This is a genomic window from Shewanella sp. 433, assembly GCF_059338565.1.
In genome coordinates this window covers 1,106,440-1,130,425 of sequence record NZ_CM181703.1, presented here as the reverse complement: position 1 = coordinate 1,130,425, position 23,986 = coordinate 1,106,440, and the positions used below count along the sequence as shown (strand labels likewise).

Here is a 23,986-nt window from a genome sequence, read left to right as displayed (position 1 = left end):
CATCATCTTATTGCTTATCCCTTTAAGCGCATCGGCAGGCCAGCGGTGACTAAGGTTACCTCATCGGCAAGGGCCGCTATCGCCTGATGCAACCAACCGGCTTCATCGACAAAGCGCCGGCTCAAGGGATCGGCTGGGACTATGCCGCTGCCCACCTCATTGGAGATTAAAATAACATCGCCCGGGAGCGCCGTAAGGGTTGCCAGCAACTGCGCCTTCACCTGCGGCCAGTCGTGCTCGTCGCTGAGCAACTGATTGGTCAGCCACAAAGTAAGGCAATCGACTAAGATCACCTGCTTAGCGTGAGCCTGCTGAGCCAAACATTCACTTAAATCCAGTGGACACTCAAGCATACGCCACGCAATCTCATCGCCCGCACGCTCGGCTTGATGACGTGCAATCCGCGCCGTCATCTCATCGTCAAAGGCCTGGGCAGTGGCGATAAATAACGCCTCGGCGCCGCGGGCAACATAGTGCGATACCAACGCCACACCATGGCTGGATTTACCACTGCGCGCACCACCTAATACCAAATGGATCATAGGGTGATGGCCAAGATAAACAGGTAACAGGTAAGCTCTGCCACCTGCTGCGCCGCGCCTAAGGTATCGCCCGTGTAGCCACCAATTTGACGCCTAAAACCGCGGATAAGCAGATAACGCACCAGCAACAGCAAGGCACACAAACTCAGCGCATTGGCGATGCCCGCCACCCATAAGGTGATCACTCCGCTGGCCAGCAATATCAGCAACTCATTGACGGTTTGCGATTGTGCCAGCGGCTTACTCTTACTGCTGGCATCTTCACGCACATAAGGCTCAGAAAAAATCAGCGACGCCGCCACGACTCGGCCAAGGCAATGGGCCACTATCAGCGCCGCCGCCACTAAATCGGCCTGATACAGAGCGATTTCGCTGAGCAGCACAAACTTAAACAACAGCGCAAACACTAAAGCCAACACGCCATAGGTGCCGATCCGCGAGTCTTTCATGATGTTGAGCTTATCTGCCAGCGTCCAGCCACCGCCAAAACCGTCGGCGGTATCGGCGAGGCCATCTTCATGAAAGCCGCCAGTCACCAGCACACTGGTTACCATCGCCAAGATGATGGCAACGCTGCTGGGCAGCACCATGCTGGCCAGCGTATAAACCAGCGCGCTTATCGCCCCTACCAGCACGCCCACCAAGCCAAAGTAACGGCTCGCCTGATTGAGCCGCTGGCCGTTAACCTCGACCCAGCGAGGCATAGGAATGCGGGTAAAAAAGCCCATGGCAATCAAAAATAGGCTTAACTCTTTATGCAGCATCTGCTTCACTCCCGTCCGCTTGCCCTGTTAGTGCAATGTTCTAAATCGCTGGTTAAATGGATTAAATCGCGATGCCAACATCTTGCAGGCTCGCCATCTCGTTATAAAACGCCGCAGCAGCGCGCACTAACGGTAAGGCCAGCGCCGCCCCCGTGCCTTCACCTAAACGCATCTCTAACTGTAATAGCGGCTCAGCTTGCAGATGTTGCAGCATCAACAGATGCCCAGCCTCATCTGATTGATGGGCAAAAATCATGTAATCACGCGCCGCTGGGGCGATGGTCACCGCCAGTAGTGCGGCTGCGGTGGCAATAAAGCCATCGACCAAGATCAGCATTTTCAGCTCGGCCGCCGCCAACATGGCACCGGTCATCTGCACAATTTCAAAGCCGCCCAGCGCCGCCAATATCTGCTGTGGTGTGTTTAATTGCCCTTGATGTAGCTGTATGGCTTGAGTGATTAAGGCCTGTTTACGCTGCAAGGTTTCGCTGTCGATACCAGTGCCGCGCCCAACACAAGCGGCGACATCCACAGGTAAGAGCGCCGCCATAATCGCCGCCGCCGAGGAGGTATTGCCAATGCCCATCTCGCCAAAAGCAATGAGATTAGTGCCATTGTCATGATGCAAGGCCACCCGCGCCTTCGCCATAGCAAAGCCTTGCTCAACACAGGAAGCTGACATGGCCGCCTCGAGATGAAACGCGCGCGTGCCGGCGCCAAGGCGCTGATCGATAAGCGCCTCATGGCCTGTAACTGGATGGGCGATACCACAATCGATCACCTCCATCTCAAAGCCTGCTTGGGCACAAAACACATTGATGGCCGCGCCGCCATGCAGAAAATTAAGCACCATCTGGGTGGTCACTTCGCTAGGGGCAATCGACACGCCCGCGCTGGCAATACCGTGATCGCCGGCAAACACCAGCAGCTTAGGCTGCTTAATCGTCGGACACGTTGCCCCCAGCACCTGCGCCACTTGCAGCGCCAAGGGTTCGAGTCGGCCCAATGCGCCTAATGGCTTGGTTTTACAATCGATTTTTTGCTGAATCTCGCCATCAAATTGGTGGTTCACCGGCGTTACGCTAAACATGGGTTATATCCTTAACGGGTCTGCAGCTGGCCTCGCCTTTAGCCACGGCGCTTGCTGCCTAAAATAAACAAGAAAAACACACTGCCGATCACCGCGGTAATAATGCCGATAGGCAGCTCTTGGTAACTCAGCAAGCAACGGGCTAATACATCGACCCAGATCATAAACAGCCCACCCACCAACCCTGTGGTCAACAAGGCGAAGCGACCAGGCAGCAACAGGCGCACCATATGCGGGATCATCAAACCCACAAAGCCGATTCCGCCACAGTTAGCCACCAGCACGGCTGTGATTAACGAGCACAAAAGCAACATGGCTAGGCGCAGGCGCTGCACATCGATCCCTAAAGTGTGGGCGGTTTCATCACCGGCTTTCATGGCAACTATCTGGCGTTTAAACAGCAATATGATCACAGTTGCGCCTGCCACCACCAACAAGGGCAGCCCCAAGCCAGACCAACTGGCCTTGGCAAAACTGCCCAAACTCCAAAACAGCACAGAGGCGGCCGCCTGAGGGCCCGAAAAATAGAGTAATAAACTGGTAAGCGCACCAAACATAAAGGAGATCGCCACCCCAGAAAGCAGCATGCGCTCGATTTGAGTGCTCATGGCGCGGCCGCACAAGGCCAATACCATTAGCACAGAGAGACTGGCGCCAATAAAGGCGCCCATCGGCAGGCTGACGCTGCCAAGCCATGATATGGATAAGGCGTTCGATAGCGCGCCCGCACCGCCAAACAGGGTAAGCACCACTACGGCACCAAAGGAGGCGCCAGAAGAGATGCCAAACAGATAAGGGTCGGCCAGTGGATTGCGGGTCACAGTTTGCAGCACGGCGCCGGCGATGGCTAAACCAAAACCGGCGATAAACGCCAGCACGATGCGCGGCATCCGCAGCTCCATCACAATGCGGGCGGTGACGCTGCTTGGACGCTCACCGCCAAGGGTGGCCAGCACCACATCGACCACTTGGTTAAAGTCGATGTGCGCCGCACCAAAACTGGCGGCTAACAGCGGCGTCATTAGGCTTAATACCCCAAACCCTGTGACCAATAGCAGGCCGCGCCAAAGGCGCTCGCTGGCCGATAATCCGGGCGAGCGCATCATGGCGTCTCCCCTTGGGTGACATTATGGTAGCCATAAAAGTAATTAATTTGCGGATTACCGTGTTGTGGGTGCGGGCTCACTTGGCAGCACACCTCAAAGACCTCTGCAATACGCTGCTCGGTCAACACCTCATTGGGGCGGCCTTGGGCAACTGCGTGGCCTTGGTCGAGCAGCAGCAATTGGTCACACAGGGCGCTGGCTAAATTAAGGTCATGGATCGAGATAACCACCGTCATCTCTAAGCTACGCAGTAGCTCTAAGATCTGTATTTGATAACGGATATCTAAATGATTAGTGGGCTCATCGAGGATCAGCAGCTTGGGCTTTTGCACTATGGCGCGGGCGATCAACGCCCGTTGTTTCTCGCCGCCAGAGAGTTGCTCATACCCTTGGTCGGCCAACGCGGTTAAACCTACTGTGGCTAAGGCGCGGCGCACATCGTGCTTGTCTTGGTCGCTGGTGAGCGAAAACGCCCCCTTATGGGGCGTCAACCCTAGCGCCACCAGCTGCGCCGTGGTCATGTCAAAATGGTGCGGCGTGTCTTGCAGCACCACCGCCACTTGCTGGGCAAAGGATCGCGCCGAAAAGTCGCCCACCGCTCGGCCAAATAAGGTGATATCGCCTTGGCTTGGGGTCAAATAACGATATAGACAGCGCAGTAAGGTGGATTTGCCGGCGCCATTAGGGCCGATGATCCCCAGCATTTGACCTTGGGGCAGTTCGACACTGACATCAGCCAAAATGGCGCGCTCGCCCACGCGCCAACTAAGGTGTTGGGCAGATAACGCCATAGGGATTGACGTCACAGGCTCACCATCCAAGCCGCAAAGCAATAGGGTAAAATGTGTTGCGACCGCGTAGGTGTCGACCTGCCGCTGTCAAGCGGGGCTAGCGCCCCAAGTCGATTGTTCATCTTTAGCTCCCTCAAGTCACCCGCTTGAGTCATTAGGCTATAGCATAAGGCAGGTATCCTGACTTGTGGTTGCAGACAAGGCCAATTGCCTTACTCAACACACTCACAGTTGCGGGTACAGTTTGGGCTGATGACCTTAGGTCACTCCCCAATTCCCTATTAAGTTTGAGTTACTCGACCCACGTTAAGTGAGTCGCTGCTCAACACCTTACGCTCGGCGTCATCTGTATGCTAGACACCTAAAATTGTTGGCTATTATGCGGTATTTCCCCTAGGAGGCAAACCACCTTTTGTATTTGCCGCGCTGGTTAACGACAAACGCTGGTAACTAACGCCCCAACATTGAGCTTAACCATTAACTCCAATGCAAGCGCCAATAGCCTTTACCATCGTTATCGACCAAGTGGCTTAACTTAACCACACTGGCATAATCGAGACTTAACTGGGTATAGAAGCCGACTTCGCCGCGGATCCCCAGCGCCAACCCCATCAAATGGCGGATAACCCCACCATGGGTAATAAGCAGCAGGGTATTGCCACTGTGCCTATGTAACACTTGCTCGATACAGGTCTCAATACGCTGCTCAAAGGCATCTAGCGGCTCACTGCCTGGCAATGGTGCGCGCCAGGGATCTTGCCAGTAGGCGTTAAGCGCCTCGCTATGCTCAGCGAACAAGGTATCAATCATCTCACCGTCCCAGTCGCCAAAGTCAATCTCCATCAAACCCGCCTCGACATGGCAAGGTAACTGCTTTTTTTTAGCGTAATACTCGGCAAACCCTTGGCAGCGGCTTAGGGGAGAGGTCACCAGCGCATCTATCGTCTCGGGTAATTTAGTCGCACAGGCCAGTTGCATCTGGGCAAATCCCAGCTCACTCAAAGGTAGGTCGCTTCGGCCTCGCAACACATTGCCGCCCTCGCACTGACCATGGCGCATTAAATAAAAAATCGTTTGTGTCATTGGCTTACCTTGATATTTGTCATGCCGTGGCAGCATACGCCGAGACAAGGCGACAATGCAATATGGTTCACACTGCCCCGCGGGCTGCCATTGTGCCAAAATAAACATCACCCACAGGCTAAGCGGCAGCCTATAAGCCACTGGGCTAACGAGGGGGAAAACTGATACTCTTTTGACTTGCCCTAAGCCTAATAAGTCGCTTACTATAGCAATTACTATAGACGTCTATACGTTTATACATCTAAAAATAATAGCAGGGTGATCACACCCTCGTCGCACTGCATCGGCAGTCGTGAACATGCATCGAGTAGGATATAGGTAGAATTTTATGGCGACCCGACCCCCTGTTACCCCAATAAGACAGATAACAGCGCAGATCCGCGAGCAGCTCGAATCACGTATTTTAATCCTCGACGGTGCCATGGGCACCATGATCCAAGATCATAAGCTTGAGGAAGCCGCCTTTCGCGGCGAGCGTTTTAAAGACTGGCCCTGCGATGTCAAAGGTAATAACGATCTGCTGGTTCTGACTCAGCCAGCCATTATCAAAGATATCCATAAACAGTACCTACTCGCTGGCGCCGATATCATCGAGACCAATACCTTTAACGCCACTCGTATCGCCATGGCCGACTACGAGATGCAAGATCTGTCTGTTGAAATTAACCTTGAAGGCGCGCGTCTTGCCCGCGCCGCGGCCGATGAAGTCAGCGCTGAAACGGGGCGCGCGTGTTATGTTGCCGGGGTACTTGGCCCCACCAACCGCACCTGCTCGATTAGCCCAGATGTTAACGATCCCGGTTACCGTAATGTCAGCTTCGATGAGCTGGTCGATGCCTATATTGAGTCGATTGAGGCGCTGCTTAAAGGCGGCGCCGATATCATCATGGTGGAAACCATCTTCGATACCCTCAACGCCAAAGCCGCGTTGTTTGCTATAGAAACGGTATTTGAACAGCTTGAGCTGCGAGTGCCCATCATGATCTCAGGCACCATCACCGATGCCTCGGGCCGCACCCTCACAGGGCAAACCACCGAAGCCTTTTACAACTCGCTGCGCCACGTTAAGCCACTGTCGATTGGCCTTAACTGCGCCCTTGGCCCGCAAGAGCTGCGCCCCTACGTGCAAGAGTTGTCAAAAATTGCCGAATGTTATGTGTCGGCGCACCCCAATGCGGGGCTGCCTAATGAGTTTGGTGGCTATGATGAAAGCCCCGAAGAGATGGCAAGCGTTATCGGTGAGTGGGCACAAGAGGGCTTTTTAAACATTATTGGCGGCTGCTGTGGTAGTACACCGGCCCATATTAGCGCCATTCGCGAGGCGGTTATCTCCCATGCGCCGCGGGCGCTGCCCGACATCCCAGTGGCTTGCCGCTTGTCGGGGCTTGAGCCACTGACCATAGATGCCAACTCGCTGTTTGTGAACGTGGGCGAGCGCACCAATGTCACCGGCTCGGCTGCCTTTTTACGGCTGATCAAAAATGGCGAATATGAAACCGCCCTCAGCGTCGCACGTGAGCAGGTAGAAAACGGCGCCCAGATCATCGACATCAACATGGATGAAGGCATGCTCGACGGCGTCGAGGTGATGCAGAAATTCCTTAACCTTATCGCCTCTGAGCCCGATATCAGCCGGGTGCCGATTATGATCGACTCCTCTAAATGGGAAGTGATAGAGGCAGGCCTTAAGTGCATTCAAGGCAAAGGCATAGTCAACTCCATCTCGTTGAAAGAGGGCGAAGCGCAATTTATTCACCACGCCAAATTGGTTAAACGTTATGGCGCCGCGGCCATCATCATGGCGTTCGATGAGCAAGGTCAGGCAGACACCAAGGCACGTAAGATCGAGATCTGTACCCGCGCCTATCGGGTGTTAGTCGATAAGGTGGGCTTCCCGCCAGAAGATATTATTTTCGACCCCAACATCTTCGCCATTGCTACCGGTATTGACGAGCATGACAACTACGCTGTCGACTTTATTGAAGCCACTCGTGAGATCAAACGCACCCTACCCCACGCGATGATCTCGGGCGGGGTATCGAACGTGTCGTTCTCATTCCGTGGTAACAACCCGGTGCGTGAGGCGATTCATGCCGTGTTCCTCTATCATGCGATTCAAGCGGGAATGGACATGGGTATCGTCAACGCAGGTCAGCTGGCGATTTATGACGATATCGACAGCGAGTTAAAAGCGCGCGTTGAAGCGGTAGTGCAAAACCTGCCCTGCCCAGTGGTAGATTCAAATAACACCGAGCAACTACTTGAGGTCGCCGAGAAGTTTCGCGGTGATGGCAGCCAAGTGGCTAAGAAAGAAGATTTAGAGTGGCGCAGCTGGGAGGTGAGCAAACGTCTTGCCCATGCCCTAGTGAAAGGCATTACCGACTTTATCGATGAAGACACCGAAGAAGCAAGACAGCAGGCGACTCGGCCACTGGATGTGATTGAAGGGCCGCTCATGGATGGCATGAACGTGGTCGGCGATCTCTTTGGTTCGGGCAAGATGTTTTTGCCCCAAGTGGTCAAATCGGCGCGAGTAATGAAAAAAGCGGTCGCCTACTTAAACCCCTATATCGAACTGGAAAAAGTCGAAGGTCAGTCTAACGGTAAAATCTTGATGGTCACTGTTAAAGGTGACGTGCACGATATCGGTAAGAACATCGTCGGCGTGGTGCTGGCCTGTAATGGCTATGAGGTGATCGATCTTGGGGTGATGGTCCCCGTTGAGAAGATCATCGAGGTCGCCAAGGCGGAAAATGTCGATATCATCGGCATGTCAGGCTTAATCACCCCGAGTCTCGATGAGATGGTGCACAACGTTAAAGCCTTCCATAAGGCGGGGCTTACTATCCCGTCGATCATTGGCGGCGCGACCTGCTCGAAAATTCATACCGCGGTTAAAATCGCGCCCCACGCACCAACGGGCGCCATCTATATTGCCGACGCATCACGCGCCGTGCCTATGGTATCGAAACTTATCAGCAATGAGACGCGTCAAGCCACCATCGATGCCACCTATGATGAATATCAGATGATGCGCGACAAGCGTAACTCACAAGAAAAACGCAAACAGATCATCCCCATTGCCGCCGCGCGCGACAACCGCTGCCAGCACGATTGGGCCAATTACACCCCATTTGTCCCTAATCAACTAGGGCGTCAGGTGTTCGATGACTACCCATTGGAAGACTTAGTCGAGCGTATCGACTGGACCCCGTTTTTCCGTAGCTGGGAACTGCATGGCCATTTCCCGAAAATCTTGGACGACAAGGTGGTCGGTGAAGAAGCCCGTAAGCTATTCGCCGATGGCAAAGCCATGCTTAAGCAGATCATCGACGAAAAATGGCTCACCGCCAAGGCGGTTATCGGCCTGTTCCCTGCCAATACCGTTAACCACGATGATATTGAGCTCTACACCGACGAAACCCGCACAACAGTGGAGATGACGACCCACCACCTGCGGATGCAGATAGAGCGCGTAGGCAATGATAACTTTTGTTTGGCTGATTTTGTCGCCCCTAAAGACTCAGGCGTGGCCGACTACATGGGCGGTTTTGCCGTCACCGCAGGTCATGGTATCGACGAGCATATTGCCCGTTTCGAAGCCAACCACGATGACTACAACGCCATCATGCTCAAATGTTTAGCCGACCGTCTGGCCGAAGCCTTCGCCGAGCGCATGCATGAGCGAGTGCGTAAAGAGTTTTGGGGCTACGCCGCCGATGAAGATCTCGATAACACGGCACTCATTCGCGAAAAATACAAAGGTATTCGCCCAGCGCCGGGTTACCCCGCCTGTCCAGATCACACCGAAAAGGGCTTGTTATGGGACTTACTAAAGCCAGATGAAACCATTGGGCTTGATATTACCGAAAGCTACGCCATGTTCCCCACCGCCGCGGTATCGGGTTGGTATTTTGCTCACCCGCAATCACGCTACTTTGGCGTGACCAATATTGGCCGCGATCAGGTGGAAGATTACGCCGTGCGTAAGGGCATGAGCATAGAAGAAACCGAGCGCTGGCTAGCACCAGTATTGGATTATGATGTTTAACGGGTAGAGATGTGGAGTCATCACCTTGACTCCTTTGATTACCCAAACTTCGTTTGAACATTAGTACTGAGGCTTCGCCTCACTAACCCATACGGCCTTACGGCCGAGGTAAGTCGTGGGTCTTCAACCCACACCCGAGCAAGAAGGGGATCAACAGCAATCCCCCTCTTGCATCTCCCCTTGCCGCCCCAGACGAAGTTACATGCATTAGTTAGGCGCCTCATACTCCAATAAAAATCGCCTAACGGCTCAGATCGGGCATCCATGCCCTCCGAGCCTTAGCCATCATCCATGATGGCTATACGGCATTTTTATCTACTTATTTCGGCAACTTCGATGGCGAATCTTGTAGCTTCTGACTAATTACTTAAAAAGCATGGGGGTGGGTATAATGCCATCTTTAAGTCCCATTATTCTTTAGACTCAAATTCTTTTTCGGCTTCTTCCCACGACTTCTCGAGATCTTTATAAGCATCCGAGAACCCTTGCTTAATTTCTTCCCATGCATCAGCAGAGCTGGATTTCATGCTGCCATACCACTGGGCAACTTTATTCTGTTGCTTACGAAGTGCTTTGAGTTTTTCGCGGGCATCTTGGCGCGCGGTTGCACTCATTTCATCCCAATTTTTATCTGTCTTCGCCTCTAACGCATCGATGCGCTTATCTAACTTATCAAGGCTCGCTTTGACTTCTTCCACCGCTTTATCTCGCTTATCGGCACTGTATGCACCAATCGTTTTAAGCATCTCTTCGGTTTCTTTTTTAACATCTTCTATTGAGGTCTTTTCCTCAGCTTTATCACTATCGGTTTGTGCATAACTCATCTGTACATAACCTAGCGGGACAATACCTATTATGGTGGCTAACAAAAATGCATTAATAAATGATTTCACAAGCAACCTCCTTAATACTTTGTCATTGTTTAGACTAATATTTACCTAATATTAGTTGAACTATTACTTGAACCTCTGCACTGCTGATTTCAATGCTTTGTCGAGCGAGTCCCACGCATTGTTGATACCCGCCTTAATATCTTCCCAAGCATCATCGCTAGACTCTTCAAGTTCAATTAATTGATTAGCGACATCCCTTTGCATTGTCCGCAGTTCTTCAATTTTTTTATAATATTCAAGTTGAGCGTCGGCTTCGGCCTTATCTGCTTTGGCTTTAAGCTTATCTATCTCTGCGCTCCACTCATCCAATTGAGCCCGTAATTTCTTTTCATATGCTTGCTTCATACTCATATCGTTCTCCTTTTACAAAAAAAACAATAAAAACAAAGATAAGCGCAACACCTTGCTTCATGTTACGTTTATAAACTCGGTAATATCGTTGATTTTTACTAACAGATAAATTAGAAAATACTAACTTTTACAGATGACAGGAAAGTCGTAAATGATCTTATAGATGGGATAAAAAAGGGAGCATTTAAATACATTGCGTCTCCTTTGAAATTCATTAAATGAGTTAAAAGCATAGCTCATACTGATTAATATTTCAAATAAGGCATAGAGACGACAAATTAATAATTAACAACAAAGACAATATAAAATATCTAATAAATAATCCTGTCAGATTATTCATTAAAATCTTACCTAAAATTCAGAAGAGAGTGTTGATATCGACTACATTGATTAACTTATATTTTATAAATCAATCAAGCCTGAACCTATCGACTCACGGCCATACTTAATGCACTGCACCAGAAAAAATGCAGCTCTGCCATCCCCATAGAGGGGTAATCAACAAACATCATTCCGATAGAAAGCGATTTCGCAAACGCCACATCTCGTGATGATATGCGTTAAGTACCGTACGGAATAACGATAGCTTTTAATATCAACCGTTTTAAGATCAAGAGTCATTACAGCTAAAGTATAACATTGTGGCGGTAGATTTTATTTTTCGCTAAAGATACAAAAAGATACAACCATATAAGCACCCGTTAAATTAACCACTGTTGATTTACCACTCTATTAAACAACTGCTTAACAGCATAAAAGTCTGAATAAAGCTTTATTTAAGGTTCATAAGATAGTTGCATTAATTCGCTAACAAACGGCGCGGTTGAATTACCCTCTACATGTTAATAACTTGTTTACCAAATGTTTCGCAAATACATGCGAAACATTGAGCGTCATCTCTTTCAACTTTGCCAACACGAATGGAAAACCAATAAAAAATGCAAAATCTATTCAAGTTAAATAAAGCCAGTATGGCCGTTTTCGGTGCGATATACATTAGCACTGCAAGCTACGCCGCTGCGGATATCGGAGCTAAACCATCGGGTGATGGTGGCTTTTATGTACCAACATTCACATCCCAAGATGTGGCAAATATTAATGAGCAACGTAAATCATATCAAGCAGGAGATATATTTTCAGGCAAACCGGGACAGGTTAATCATGTTCTGCCCAATAAAAAACCCATCGACATATTTAAGTTTGATGACTCGATTAAAGGTGATCATGTCTTTATCGTACAGCTAACTGATGAACCAGTATCAACCTATAATGGCGATTTTCAGGGCTATCCGGCAACCAGCCCAAGACAGAATCAGGCCTTTCAAGGCTCGGCAACACTTGATATCAATAGCCAGCCTGTACGTCAATACCAATCACTTTTAAGACAAAAACAAAATAGCGTTATTTCCGCTGCACAGGCGAAAGGCGCGCAACTGAATGTTGTCAGCCACTACACTCTAGCTAACAACGCTATTGCAGTAAAAATGACTCAAGCCGATGCCGAGATCATGGCGACCACCGCTGGCATCAAAAAAATCACCCCAAGTCGAATTTTCAAACTCAATACCGACCGTGGCCCAGAGTTTATTAATGCCGATACCGCTTGGGCTGGCGAGACCAGTTCAGGTATTAAAGCTAAAGGTGAAGGCATGGTGATGGGTATCATTGATACCGGCATCAATACTGACCATCCAGCGTTTGCCGCTGATGATGGATTTTCTGCCAACAACCCCTTGGGTGCGGGTAACTTTTTAGGAGATTGCCAGGTAGACACCAGTTTATGTAATGATAAGCTGATTGGGGTTTACTCGTACGATGTGATCACCGCGGCGTATAACGCATCTGAGTTTCAAGACAATCCATGGCAAACAACACTGATCCGCCCAAAAACAGGTGAAGATTATAATGGTCATGGCTCGCATACTGCCAGCACAGCAGCAGGCAACACACTATTCGATACGCCACTGCAGACCTCAACGGGTGAAGCGGTAAGTGATGGGGTAAACCTACCCGTTACTTTCGCGCAGACATCTGGCGTTGCACCAAGGGCTCACATTGTCTCTTACCAAGTGTGTTATCCCGGTGGCCAAGGCGATCCTTATGCTGGCTGTCCTGAGGAAGCGATCTTAGCCGCCTTTGAAGATGCCATAAAAGATGGTGTCGATGTGATTAACTTCTCGATTGGGGGCAGTGAAAACTTCCCGTGGGAAGATCCTATTGAACTGGCCTTCTTATCGGCTCGAGAGGCGGGCATCTCAGTTGCAGCGGCGGCGGGTAACTCTGGCCCCTACTTCTTTTCTGCCGACCATACCTCTCCTTGGGTAACCACCGTGGGTGCAACAACCCATGACCGTATTTTATCAGTAGGTAACACGAGCATTACTCATTTCGAAGGTGATGGTCCTAGCTATACACTGCCCTATAAAGATATTAAAGGCTTAGGTTTTACTGATGCCGTCAGTGGAATATTTGTATTAGCCGAAAACTATCCCGACCCAGACCCAAGCGATGGTTTTACCGCCGCAAGTTGTAATGCTCCATTTCCTGCTGGCACCTTTGCCAATAATGAAATAGTGGTGTGTGAGCGCGGTGATATTGCGCGTGTTGATAAAGCCATTAATGTTCAAAGTGGTGGCGCCAGTGGCATAGTGTTACAAAACATCAGTTATAGCCAAGGGTTAGTTGCCGATAACTTTGTAATTCCAGGCATTAACGTTGACTCAAGCGCCCGCTATACCCTTAAAAATTGGATCAACCAAAGCAGTGAGGGCATGGCAAAAGGCACCATTACTGCCACTACTAATGAATACTCTATCGTTCCAGAAAAAGGCAATCTGCTTGCCTACTTTAGCTCGATGGGACCTAGCCGTTTTATTGATAACTTAGTGCCAGATCTAACCGCACCGGGTGTCAATATTTACGCTGCCAATGCCGATGATCAGCCATTTACCTTTGCGCCTCGCGCCAGTGATTGGACCATGATGAGCGGCACATCGATGGCATCACCCCATACTGCCGGTGCCATGGCGTTATTAAAACAACTGCATAGTGATTGGAGCCCAGCGCAAATTCAATCAGCATTAATGTTAACCGCCAATCCAGTTAAATATGAACCCTATCAAGACGCTCCGGCACTCGATGTCGAATACAACTTTATGGCAGGTGCGGGCGCCATTGACGTGGCTAAAGCCGCTGAAACCGGCCTAGTCATGCATGAGTCGGTTGAAAATTATATTGATGCCAATCCGAATAATGGGGGCATCGTTAACTGGCTCAACCTTCCTTCTATGGTTGATATGAACTGTAAAAGTGAGTGCAGCTGGATGCGAACGGTTACGGCCACCAAAGATGGTAGCTGGAGCCTAAGCGCGCAAACCAAAGACGATGGTTCTGAATTGACGGTCAGCCCGACTGAGTTCAGCTTAAAGAAAGGCGAGTCACAATCTATTCAGGTCACCATGACAGTACCTGGGCGCGTAAGCCATTTACTCGAACCTGATGAGCCAGATTCTCCATGGGAAGGCAACAATGACTTTGGCATTTTCAATGGTCAAATCACCTTAACCGAAACGGGCAATCGTTCACCGGAATTGCACATGCCGGTGGTAAGTTTATCGGTTCCTGATGCCCTACCCGCAGAGAAACGCCTTACCGTAAATCGTAACATCGGTTCTGAGACTTTCGTGGTCAATACCGATAACTACAGCGACTTTACTCCACGCATGTATGGTTTAGTTAAACCCACCACCTTCGCAGCTGAACTCGAGCAAGTGGGTCCGTTTTTAACCGATGACAGTATCGCCGACGGATGGCATATAGAGGCTATCACGGTACCGGAAGGCACTAAACGCTTAATTGTAGAAGTGCAGTCAGTGGAAGATCTCAAGCCAACAGAAGAGCGAAATCCACGCTATCAAGGTGTTAACCCAGTTATTACTGTAGGTTTAGACGCCAATAATAACGCTAGCTTTATCCCTAGCGCAGATCAAAACAGTGATGATCCTAACGCGATGCGAAATGAGTTTTTTGATGAATTAGTGTGTCAGTCTTCATCGGAAACCATTACCAACTACTGTGACTTCATTGACCCAGTACCGGGTACCTATTGGATCGCGGTATCGAATATCGGTTATCAGGAAAAACGTCACAATGTGACGACTGGGTATGCGTTACTTGCCGACAATAGTGATAATGCTAACATCACCTTAAACGGCCCATCATCGCACGATGGTAACGGTGACTATGAGCTTACACTCAACTGGGATCTGCCCGATGCGAAAACCGGTGATGCTTATTACGGAGGTTTTGACTTAGGCAATATGCCGGGGGAAGAAGGGACGCTTGGCTTTACTTCGCTTAAATTAACTCGTGGCACAGACGCACTATCGTTAGATGTGAGCCAAACTAAGGCTCGTTCAATGGATGTTATTGATTTAAAAATCAACCTTATCCAAAACCTCGAATCTAATGAGCGTGCCTATGACTTTAAAGTCGAGTTACCCCAAGGTATGCGCTTAGCGCCAAACACCTTAGTGAGTAATAATGACACGATACTGGAAAACTTGGTCATTGATGAATCGGGCATGAGCTTAGCAGGTCAGCAACTCTCGACACGAGACATACCGCGCGAATATGTCGTGACCAATAACCTGACCTCCCAGCAGTGTCGCACGCCATTAATCGATGAGTATTCAACCGGTGGCTATATTGATTTAAATACCTTTGGTTTACAACCGAGTCAGAATTGGTATGTCGGTGGCAGTGAAGACTATTACGATATTCCGATGGACTGGTTATTTACCGGTATGCAGCAGGAACAATTTAAACTTTATAATCAAGATAATGGCGGCATATTCCGTATGCACCCTGTTGGTGCAATACAGTTTAACGATGCCTACTGGGTCATGGGCTGGCATAGAGGTCCTAGCTTCTTACTTGAGTCACTCAGCCCATTCTGGCGTGGTACGTTTGAAATGAACTATCGTCAGGACTATCAAGATCCTTGGGGGTTAACGCTAGCCATGCAGTACGCTGAAGAACGTCCAGATATCGGCGATATGCTGTTTATGGAGTTCGATAATGTCACTGACAGCGTTACAGGCGATCAATATGATTATCAGGTAATGCTGAGCCCTAATGCAGACTTTAGAGACAACCGTTTCGAAATCATCTTTGCCTATGACAACTTAGGTGCCAACCTTGAAAAAGGGGCGATTTTTGTAGAAGGTTTTGACAGCCCTTACTCGCAAAAAGCGGGCCCGAAAGATGGTTACCTATACACTATGGTTGGCTTCGACAACCTAGACGAAGTGCTCTCTGATGATTTAGTGATGTGTTTCGACTATCAAGGCCCGGAAGCTAGTGCAATTGAATTAAAAGTCAAAGCGGTTATTCAGCCTGAAGCGGTTGGTCAGGTTATGGATATCACCATGCATTACACCATTGGTGGCGATGTTAAAAAGAGTATGGTGCATTCAATCGATGTACCAAGCAATATCAAGCTGGGCGATCTACCTAACTTAACCGTTGCAGAAAATGGCACCATTGAAGATATCAAGGTGGTCTATGTCGATGCTAACAAGGTCGCCAACACCCTTGTGGTAACTGGTGATAATATCGAAGCGACCGTCGAAGGCGATAGCTTTTCGCTAACCCCTGCGGCGCACTTTTCTGGTGAGACCTTGGTAACAGTGACTGTCCATGACAATGAACATGTGACTGATAGCACTAGCACTAGCTTTGTGTTGACGGTAACACCAATCAATGACGCGCCAGAAGCTAAGGTCGCATCAACAAGTATCTCAGCCAATGAAGGTAGCAGCATTACCCTCGACGCTTCTGCATCTGTCGATATTGACGGTGACAGCTTAAGCTTCGCATGGGAAGGTCCAGGGACGATTGCCAATGCTGAGCAAGCAGTCACAACGGTCACAGATCTGAGTGTCGGCAGCCATGAATTCACGGTAACGGTATCTGATGGCAAAGAGAAATCTAACGCTAAGATCACTGTAACAGTGAAGGCGTCACAGCCTACAACAGAACCAGAACCAGAAGCTGAAACAGACAATGACTCAGGAGGTAGTTTAGGCTGGTTTGCCCTGATGCTACTGAGTTTGGCAGCGATGATTCGTCGCCCGTCGCGTAAATAACAGGTAAAACTTTAGACAACTTGCGGCAAGCACCGCCTGCAAGGTCATAAAAAGTCGGCAACAGGTTCACTGTTGCCGACTTTTTTTCAGCTAAAAAAGAAGCCGCTTAAAACGGCGCAGGGCGCGGTGTATTAGCATTCGATGGCGGCAATATCGGCAGGACAATTTGTGGCTGCTCGCCAGTTAATGTCTTTAAAAACGCGACCATCTGGTTAATTTCATCTTCACTTAATTTTTGCCCCAACTGAATATCAGCCATGGTGTCGACCGCCTCTTCAAGCGTCCACACACTGCCATCGTGGAAGTAGGGATAGGTCAGTTCGATATTACGCAACGTTGGCACTTTAAAGACATATTTGTCGGCTTCATTACCTGTCACCGCTTTGCGACCCTGTGCAGGGTTGTCGGTATGAAATGGCTTTACCAATCCCATCTTCATGTACATGGTGCCGCCAACGGCCGGGCCGTTATGACAGCTAACACAGCCTTTATCTTTAAATAGCTGGTAACCCGTTTTCGCCTCAGCACTAATTGCATCGGCATTCCCGGTCAAATACTGATCAAATGGGCTATTGGGGGTCACCAAGGTTTTTTCAAACGCGGCGATGGCATCGGTAATACGGTCGATATTCACCTCATCTGAGGCGTAAACATGATTAAAACGCGCCACATAAGCCGGCATTGAGGCGATGGTATCTATCGCCAGTTCGTGGCTGTAAGCCATCTCTTTAGGGTTGGCAATAGGGCCTGCAGCTTGAGCTTTTAGGTCGGCCGCGCGGCCATCCCAAAACTGCGCCAGCATATAGTCAGCATTGAGCACCGTTGGCGAATTTATTGGTCCCTCTTGCCAATGGTGACCTATCGAGGTCGGCAGGGCATCGACGCCACCCGTCGAGAGGTTATGGCATGAGTTGCAAGAGATAAAACCCGACTTAGAAAGCCTAGGCTCAAAAAACAACATTTTGCCGAGTTCCACTTTGTCAGGGTTAGTGATCACCGCAGGTTTTATCGGTTCAATTGGTTCACTGGCCGAAGCGGCTGACATTGACAACATAGAAGCCAACATAATGGCGACAGGAATTAACTTAATCATGGAAATACACTTAATAATAATATGGTGATGGCCGCCATAATAGGCCAAGCTCCACCGTTGATATAACGGTAATTTTCGATTAAGCCTATCGCTGCCGCTGATGTTAAATATGAGGCTCAAGTCACTGTTTAATCTAAAAAATAGCTAATAATAACCACCACACACCGGCTATCAACACAGTAATAAAACACTCCATAAACAGCTTAGTAAACTGATACCTACATCCCATACCTTAAACTTACTTATGCTTATATTTACGCCACTGTCCGCCAGCAGATAAGTTATGCCTTTTACATCGTCATGGCGAGGTAGATGCTCACCGCCCCCGTAATGTGCATAATAGCCCAGAGAACGTGGCAACCTAATGGCTTAAAAAAGTGGAGTAAACTGATGATATTAATAACCGGCGCCAGTAGTGGCTTGGGCGCGGCATTAGCAAAACAATATGCCCTTGATGGACGTGCTGTGACCATTAGTGGTCGATCGACCGCTCGCCTACACGCCCTGAGTCAGCAACATCTCAATATCAGTCCTATCGCGGCCGACTTAGCCAATGAAGCCAGTATTGTCGCCCTATTTGATAGCCTCAGTCTCAGCCCGCCAAGCACCGTCATTCATTGCGCCGGCAGCGGCTATTTTGGTGCTATTGAAACCCAACAAGCCGCTGAAATAAACACCTTGTTAGAGAACAATGTCACCTCCACCATACTGTTAATACGTGAGATCGTGAAACGCTACAAAGATCAGCCGATCAATGTAGTGATAGTGATGTCTACGGCAGCGCTCGCCGCTAAAGCCGGCGAATCAACTTATTGTGCGGTAAAATGGGCGGTGCGCGGCTTTATTGAATCGATACGTTTAGAGCTTAAAAACAATCCGATGAAATTGATTGCCGTCTACCCTGGTGGAATGGATACCGACTTTTGGCCAACTAGTGGTCAAAGGCTCGATACCTCAAGTTTTATGTCGGCCGAGGAGGCGGCGGGGATGCTAAAGCAGGCATTAGTATCCAGTGAGCATGGCTATATCTCAGATATCACCATTCAACGGGGTTAACCGCTCAACCCATGGCGAGCCTTGCCATCGCTCATTTGGCAAGGCGAATTTTAGGGAGCAGCTTAGGTGCCGCAATAGCTGACAAAGGGGCCAAAACTGGCGGGCGCGGGCTTGGCATAGTCCTCTGCCCCTGCTTGCGGCGTATAAGGCGTAGTTAACACCTCGACTAAACGCTCAAAGGGTTGGTAATCACCGTGACGCTGCGCCGCTTCAATGGCCTGCTCAACTTGATGATTGCGAGCAATATAAAGCGGATTCACGCTATCCATCAATGCCACGCTCTGCTCAATCGTTAACGGATCTTGCGTAATACGCGCCAGCCACTGCGTACGCCAGGCGTTAAACTTATCGGCATTATTAAATAACTTTTGGCTATCGTTACCTTGCTGGCTTAAATCGATCGCGAGTTGGCGAAATAGATTAGTAAAATCGACTTTCTCTCCGGTCATAGCCTCGAGCAGTTCCTCGCCCAGCGCCTGATCGCCAGCCTCCTCGGTAGATAAACCAAGCTTGGCGCGCATGCCATTAACCCAATGATATTTAAATACATCCCAAAATTCAGTTACCGCCTGTGTCGCCAGCTCAATAGCCACAGGTTGTGACTCATCGATAAGCGGGAGCAAGGTTTCCGCTAAGCGTGCTAAATTCCACTGACCTATGGCTGCCTGATTGCTGTACGCGTAACGTCCTTCTCTGTCGATGGAACTAAACACACTATCGGCATCGTAATGGTCGATAAACGCACAGGGGCCATAATCGATAGTCTCGCCACTGATGGTCATATTATCAGTGTTCATCACCCCATGGACAAACCCCACTAGCAGCCACTGGGCTATGAGACGAGCTTGTTTATTACGCACCGCACGTAAAAAGTCTAAATAGGGATGTTCGCTGAGGCAGAGCTCGGGATAATGGCGCGCTATCGCATAATCGGCCAACTGCTTAACTTTATCTTCTTCGCCGTGAGCGGCAAAAAACTGAAAACTGCCGACACGCAGATGGCTTGATGCGATACGGGTCAACACGGCGCCGGGCAATAACATATCACGTCTCACCGACTCGCCCGTGGCGACAACCGCTAAGGCGCGGGTGGTGGGAATATTAAGCGCATGCATCGCTTCACTGAGGATATATTCACGCAGCACAGCCCCCATCACCGCTTTACCATCGCCGCCGCGAGAAAACTGGGTTGGCCCAGAGCCTTTTAGCTGTAGATCAAGGCGCTGCCCCTCTGTATCTAACACTTCGCCCAATAACAAGGCACGCCCATCACCCAGTTGCGGAGTAAAGCCGCCAAACTGATGTCCTGCATAGACTTGCGCTAAAGGGAGCGCCCCAAGCGGACTGGTACTGCCCGATAACACTTGGGCTAACTGCGTGGGGTCCTCATTGGTTAAACCAATGCGTTTGGCTAGGGCTGTATTTAATTTAACCAACTGAGGCGCTGGTGCAACATCGCCCTCGCAGGCGACATAAAAGCCACCAAGCTGTTTAGCGAAACTGTTATCGAAGTTTAATCCTAAGTCTATGGCGATCTTTTTCATGGTCTATATATCCATATGCTAGAACCAATCTGAATCAATATTCAATTTAAGACTGTGTTCAATTCAAGGCTGTATTTAACTTAAGGCACTGTAATATCACAATAACAAGCAACACCAGCATAGATTTATGCCACCTGTTAGTCAAACATGACAATCTGCAGCCCGCCGACAGCGTGCCCATTGTGCTTAACTTGTATTATAAGTCGGCTTCTGCGCCATTAAGTTGAGATCAATCTGTCGAAATTACCCCTTATTTTAGCGCAAACCGTTTGATAAAGAGAACGAAACATCACTTTAAGTCGCCTTCATCTCTGGCGGATTCATCAGCGCCACTAATGAATGGTGTTGCCTCAGCTTAGACTTCTGGCACGCATCTATGGCGAGCCCCGAATCAACGCCCGCCATCAGCACCCAATAGGCCGCGCGCTCGCTTTTAACATCGTCCCTTAAACGATATCGCTCAGCACGGCTTAATCCTGCACACCACGACGGATGCTCAAACCTTTTATATTCGATAAATTAGAATGGAATAAGCATTATTTAGCAATTTTTATTCGACATCTTAGTTGTTAATCTCTACAGCTAACCATTTTAACCACTCAATTTAACACGTAGCCAAGCCCCTACAACTATCATCAATAGTGATGTTCGTTGGCCACCCATTTGGAGATGATGATGAAAGTATTAAGCCAATATAGCGCTATACCGGCCATGGACGGTGATGGTGTCAACATTCGTCGCGTCGCCGACTTTACCCGCACCAAGTTCGACCCATTCTTGATGCTCGATGAGATAAAATCCGATGACAAGCAAGATTTTATCGGCGGCTTTCCGCCTCACCCCCACCGTGGAATTGAAACCTTTACCTATATTCGCAAAGGCGGCTTCGAGCACAGAGACCAATTAGGTAACGTCAAGGCAATACGTGCCAGTGACGTGCAATGGATGAGCACTGGCAGCGGAGTGGTACATTCAGAAATGCCGTTGGCCGATGCGAACGATGGCCTGCATGGTTTTCAAATTTGGCTCAATATGCCCGCCAAAGATAAGATGCGTCCAGCCATCTATCGAGACAGCAGCGATACCCACAATCCAGAAGTCACCAATTCCCACGGCGCAACACTGCGGGCACTGGCTGGTGATTGGCAATTTGCCAACATGGATACTCACATCAGCGCCCCAGTGCAAGGCTTGGCAGGCCAAGGTATGGTGGCCGATTTAATGCTCAACGCAGGCGCACAGGCCCAACTCGACTTGAGTCATCGCCAATATGCTGGGCTTTATCTGTATCAAGGCAATATCAGTAGCACGCAGCAAGATACGCAGGTGCGTTTTCAGCAAGGGCAGTATTTAATTGTCGACAGCCAACGCTTATTGTCGCTGCAGACAGGCGATGAGGGGGCGGGACTCTTAGTGTTTGCTGGCAATCCTATTCGCGAAAAAATCGTTCATATGGGGCCATTTGTCATGAATAGCCAAGCCGAGATTGAGCAGGCCATTGCCGATTATCAACAAGGACGCTTCGGCGAAATTGCTAGCCAGTAATGCTCAATCGCGTTTATTAGCCGATCTAGCTTGATTCAGTTAAGTTGGCGATTACAGATAAAAAAGAGGTGTTGGATAGACTCCAACACCTCTTTTTTACTTAGTTAGCGACTCATCATCAGCCAACCACATTTTAGTTTAGGCTAACCATAAGAAGCCCATAAACGTTAGCGCAGCAGCGATAAGCGCGTAAGGTAGCTGAGTAACCGCATGACTCACCAAGTTACAGCCTGAGCCTTGGGCTGCCAGTACCGTCGAGTCGGAATAGAAGCAGGCTTGACTACCAAAAGAGGAAGCCGATAGCAACGCGCCAATTACCAAGGGAATATTAGCATCTACCGCTTGGGCTAATGGCATCACAATAGGGATAGATACCGCAAAAATCCCCCAGCTTGAGCCCGTCGCAAACGCCAATATCGACATGGTTAAAAACACCACAGCAGGCAAGAGTTGTGGCGTCATAAAGGCACTGAGATTACCAATCACATATTGTGGCAACATCATCTTGTCACACACATCTTTAAACACAAAGGCGGCGATAACGGTACCAATGGCTGGCAGCATCGACTTAAAACCATCGATCATCTGATCCATCATCTCAGACAACGGCATCAAACGTTGCAGGCCGTAATAGGGCAAAGTCACCGCTAACGTGGCAATTAACCCTTTAAGCACATCAATATCGAAGTACACGGTAAAGGCAACCAGCAGTATGATAGGCACAAAAAAGTTGTGCAGCTTACCTAGATTGTCGGCGTGTTTAAACTCCTCTTCAATGGCTTTAACCCCATAATCGTCGGAAGTTTGCACCTCTTCTAAATCCATCTGCTTTAGCGCTGGTTCACCTTGTGCTGTGGCCTGCTGCGCCTTTTTCATCGGCCCAAATGCGGGCACGATACCCAAAATGACCAACAGCACCATGGCGACCGCAAGCCAAGCGTACAGCATGTATGGGATGGCTGACATGTAGACGGCAATGCCTTGGCCTTCACCAGCTACACCGTTGTCGACTAACAAACCACCAAAAAAGACCGCCCAGGTCGATAGTGGTACTAGCACACAAATCGGCGCTGCGGTTGAATCAACCACATAGGCCAGCATCTCACGTGACACCTTAAACTTATCGGTGACGCGCTTCATGGTCGAGCCAACCGTTAACGCATTGAGATAGTCATCGATAAAAATCACTACGCCTAAGATAAAGGTCATAAACAGTGATGACTTTGGTCCCTTAGCAAACTTAAGCGCATGGCGGCCAAATGCCATCGAGCCGCCGGTTTTCACCAGCAAACTGATTAAGGCACCAAATCCACCGCACACCAAAATCAACCAACCTATGGTCTCATCTGCCATCACAGAAAGGGAGATCGTCGAAATATTATTGAGTACATCGCTCGGCTGGTACATAGCCAGCCCCACTAAGGACCCGATAATTAATGAGAGAATTGGACGGCGTAACCAAATAGCTAACACCAAAACCACCACTGGTGGGATAAGACTTAAGGCTGTCGCTTCAGACATGCGTTAAGGTCCTTCTTAAATTGAGCCAATACGGCAAACTAATTTCACTAGGCGAGATTGGTTATAATTCCAACAACGCTTAATTGCTGCTTTATTATGGACATACCACTAACCATTAGATTTTGGTTAATGCCATTTTTGCACCTGAGTTAAAACATCGGCGGCAAAATAATCCGCAATGGCCGGTGAGTCAATAACAAATAGTTATTTGCGTAAAAAAATAATCCATCTCCTGCTCAAAAATAAGTTAACCAACTGATAAATATAGACATAAATAAAACATAACCTCAATAAGGTTATTGGTTAATTGCAGTGGAATATTCAACTAAGATGCGTATTTAGATATATATGCCGTCAATAGGTTCAGTCACACCATAACCAGCAAGGTGGCTCACCTTGCACAAACG

The 23,986-nt window shown here is 49.1% G+C and carries 15 protein-coding genes and 1 riboswitch; of the genes, 4 read left to right on the top strand and 11 right to left on the bottom strand.

Features of this window, described 5'->3' with window-relative positions; all coding sequences use genetic code 11:
- Positions 1 to 14: 14 nt before the first annotated feature.
- From cobU to AC5YB1_RS05045, 6 genes are all read right to left on the bottom strand, one after another.
- The gene (gene cobU, locus AC5YB1_RS05070) at positions 15 to 542 is read right to left on the bottom strand and encodes a bifunctional adenosylcobinamide kinase/adenosylcobinamide-phosphate guanylyltransferase (RefSeq protein WP_119977659.1); all 528 of its coding nucleotides are present in this window, start codon (positions 540 to 542) and stop codon (positions 15 to 17) included.
- Positions 539 to 1,306 carry an adenosylcobinamide-GDP ribazoletransferase gene (locus AC5YB1_RS05065; RefSeq protein ID WP_494520968.1) on the bottom strand — a complete coding sequence of 256 codons (768 nt, stop codon included), beginning with the start codon at positions 1,304 to 1,306 and terminating at the stop codon, positions 539 to 541. Before AC5YB1_RS05065 ends, cobU begins: the two co-directional genes overlap by 4 nt.
- A 61-nt stretch (positions 1,307 to 1,367) precedes the next feature.
- A complete protein-coding gene (cobT, locus tag AC5YB1_RS05060) occupies positions 1,368 to 2,396 on the bottom strand; it encodes a nicotinate-nucleotide--dimethylbenzimidazole phosphoribosyltransferase (RefSeq protein ID WP_494520967.1) in 1,029 nt (342 codons plus the stop codon).
- A 38-nt stretch (positions 2,397 to 2,434) separates the two neighbouring features.
- Positions 2,435 to 3,499, bottom strand: a complete 1,065-nt coding sequence (locus AC5YB1_RS05055; protein ID WP_494521582.1) for a FecCD family ABC transporter permease — start codon at positions 3,497 to 3,499, stop codon at positions 2,435 to 2,437.
- Entirely contained in the window at positions 3,499 to 4,293 is a 795-nt protein-coding gene (locus AC5YB1_RS05050; RefSeq protein ID WP_494521581.1) for an ABC transporter ATP-binding protein, read from the bottom strand. The genes AC5YB1_RS05055 and AC5YB1_RS05050 overlap by 1 nt, the downstream gene beginning before the upstream one ends.
- 153 nt (positions 4,294 to 4,446) lie before the next feature.
- Positions 4,447 to 4,617: riboswitch (cobalamin riboswitch) on the bottom strand.
- Positions 4,618 to 4,770: 153 nt separating this feature from the next.
- Positions 4,771 to 5,376 (bottom strand): histidine phosphatase family protein, encoded by a 606-nt coding sequence (locus AC5YB1_RS05045; RefSeq protein WP_162924152.1) that lies wholly within the window; start codon positions 5,374 to 5,376, stop codon positions 4,771 to 4,773.
- 328 nt (positions 5,377 to 5,704) lie between these two features.
- Between AC5YB1_RS05045 and metH the strand changes: the two genes are divergently transcribed.
- A complete protein-coding gene (gene metH, locus AC5YB1_RS05040) occupies positions 5,705 to 9,427 on the top strand; it encodes a methionine synthase (protein WP_494520966.1) in 3,723 nt (1,240 codons plus the stop codon).
- A 410-nt stretch (positions 9,428 to 9,837) separates the two neighbouring features.
- On the opposite strand, the gene AC5YB1_RS05035 is transcribed toward metH, so the two are convergent.
- On the bottom strand, positions 9,838 to 10,320 hold the full coding sequence (locus AC5YB1_RS05035) for a sll1863 family stress response protein (RefSeq protein WP_494520965.1): 483 nt from the start codon (positions 10,318 to 10,320) through the stop codon (positions 9,838 to 9,840).
- A 63-nt stretch (positions 10,321 to 10,383) separates the two neighbouring features.
- Entirely contained in the window at positions 10,384 to 10,671 is a 288-nt protein-coding gene (locus tag AC5YB1_RS05030; RefSeq protein WP_494520964.1) for a sll1863 family stress response protein, read from the bottom strand.
- Positions 10,672 to 11,609: 938 nt separating this feature from the next.
- Here AC5YB1_RS05030 and AC5YB1_RS05025 point away from each other — a divergent pair.
- On the top strand, positions 11,610 to 16,820 hold the full coding sequence (locus AC5YB1_RS05025) for a S8 family serine peptidase (RefSeq protein WP_494520963.1): 5,211 nt from the start codon (positions 11,610 to 11,612) through the stop codon (positions 16,818 to 16,820).
- Between the two features lie 106 nt (positions 16,821 to 16,926).
- Here AC5YB1_RS05025 and AC5YB1_RS05020 read toward each other — a convergent pair whose 3' ends face one another.
- Complete coding sequence (locus AC5YB1_RS05020; RefSeq protein ID WP_494520962.1) at positions 16,927 to 17,913, bottom strand: cytochrome-c peroxidase; 987 nt, start codon at positions 17,911 to 17,913, stop codon at positions 16,927 to 16,929.
- A gap of 390 nt (positions 17,914 to 18,303) precedes the next feature.
- Here AC5YB1_RS05020 and AC5YB1_RS05015 point away from each other — a divergent pair, with 390 nt between their 5' ends.
- The gene (locus AC5YB1_RS05015; protein WP_494520961.1) at positions 18,304 to 18,969 is read left to right on the top strand and encodes an SDR family NAD(P)-dependent oxidoreductase; all 666 of its coding nucleotides are present in this window, start codon (positions 18,304 to 18,306) and stop codon (positions 18,967 to 18,969) included.
- 62 nt (positions 18,970 to 19,031) lie between these two features.
- On the opposite strand, the gene AC5YB1_RS05010 is transcribed toward AC5YB1_RS05015, so the two are convergent.
- The gene (locus AC5YB1_RS05010) at positions 19,032 to 20,513 is read right to left on the bottom strand and encodes a protein adenylyltransferase SelO (protein ID WP_494520960.1); all 1,482 of its coding nucleotides are present in this window, start codon (positions 20,511 to 20,513) and stop codon (positions 19,032 to 19,034) included.
- A 675-nt stretch (positions 20,514 to 21,188) separates the two neighbouring features.
- Between AC5YB1_RS05010 and AC5YB1_RS05005 the strand changes: the two genes are divergently transcribed.
- The gene (locus AC5YB1_RS05005) at positions 21,189 to 22,058 is read left to right on the top strand and encodes a pirin family protein (protein WP_494520959.1); all 870 of its coding nucleotides are present in this window, start codon (positions 21,189 to 21,191) and stop codon (positions 22,056 to 22,058) included.
- A 138-nt stretch (positions 22,059 to 22,196) separates the two neighbouring features.
- Here AC5YB1_RS05005 and AC5YB1_RS05000 read toward each other — a convergent pair whose 3' ends face one another.
- The gene (locus AC5YB1_RS05000; RefSeq protein WP_494520958.1) at positions 22,197 to 23,579 is read right to left on the bottom strand and encodes a Na+/H+ antiporter NhaC family protein; all 1,383 of its coding nucleotides are present in this window, start codon (positions 23,577 to 23,579) and stop codon (positions 22,197 to 22,199) included.
- Between the last annotated feature and the right edge of the window lie 407 nt (positions 23,580 to 23,986).

What these genes read in the sequence shown, in the direction of transcription:
- AC5YB1_RS05050 (WP_494521581.1), bottom strand. Translation starts at nt 4,293, where the DNA reads ATGGCGTTATCTGCCCAACACCTTAGTTGGCGCGTGGGCGAGCGCGCC.
- AC5YB1_RS05030 (WP_494520964.1), bottom strand. Translation starts at nt 10,671, where the DNA reads ATGAGTATGAAGCAAGCATATGAAAAGAAATTACGGGCTCAATTGGAT.
- AC5YB1_RS05000 (WP_494520958.1), bottom strand. Translation starts at nt 23,579, where the DNA reads ATGTCTGAAGCGACAGCCTTAAGTCTTATCCCACCAGTGGTGGTTTTG.
- AC5YB1_RS05010 (WP_494520960.1), bottom strand. Translation starts at nt 20,513, where the DNA reads ATGAAAAAGATCGCCATAGACTTAGGATTAAACTTCGATAACAGTTTC.
- AC5YB1_RS05055 (WP_494521582.1), bottom strand. Translation starts at nt 3,499, where the DNA reads ATGCGCTCGCCCGGATTATCGGCCAGCGAGCGCCTTTGGCGCGGCCTG.
- AC5YB1_RS05005 (WP_494520959.1), top strand. Translation starts at nt 21,189, where the DNA reads ATGAAAGTATTAAGCCAATATAGCGCTATACCGGCCATGGACGGTGAT.
- metH (WP_494520966.1), top strand. Translation starts at nt 5,705, where the DNA reads ATGGCGACCCGACCCCCTGTTACCCCAATAAGACAGATAACAGCGCAG.
- AC5YB1_RS05015 (WP_494520961.1), top strand. Translation starts at nt 18,304, where the DNA reads ATGATATTAATAACCGGCGCCAGTAGTGGCTTGGGCGCGGCATTAGCA.
- AC5YB1_RS05025 (WP_494520963.1), top strand. Translation starts at nt 11,610, where the DNA reads ATGCAAAATCTATTCAAGTTAAATAAAGCCAGTATGGCCGTTTTCGGT.
- AC5YB1_RS05065 (WP_494520968.1), bottom strand. Translation starts at nt 1,306, where the DNA reads ATGCTGCATAAAGAGTTAAGCCTATTTTTGATTGCCATGGGCTTTTTT.
- AC5YB1_RS05020 (WP_494520962.1), bottom strand. Translation starts at nt 17,913, where the DNA reads ATGATTAAGTTAATTCCTGTCGCCATTATGTTGGCTTCTATGTTGTCA.
- cobT (WP_494520967.1), bottom strand. Translation starts at nt 2,396, where the DNA reads ATGTTTAGCGTAACGCCGGTGAACCACCAATTTGATGGCGAGATTCAG.
- AC5YB1_RS05045 (WP_162924152.1), bottom strand. Translation starts at nt 5,376, where the DNA reads ATGACACAAACGATTTTTTATTTAATGCGCCATGGTCAGTGCGAGGGC.
- cobU (WP_119977659.1), bottom strand. Translation starts at nt 542, where the DNA reads ATGATCCATTTGGTATTAGGTGGTGCGCGCAGTGGTAAATCCAGCCAT.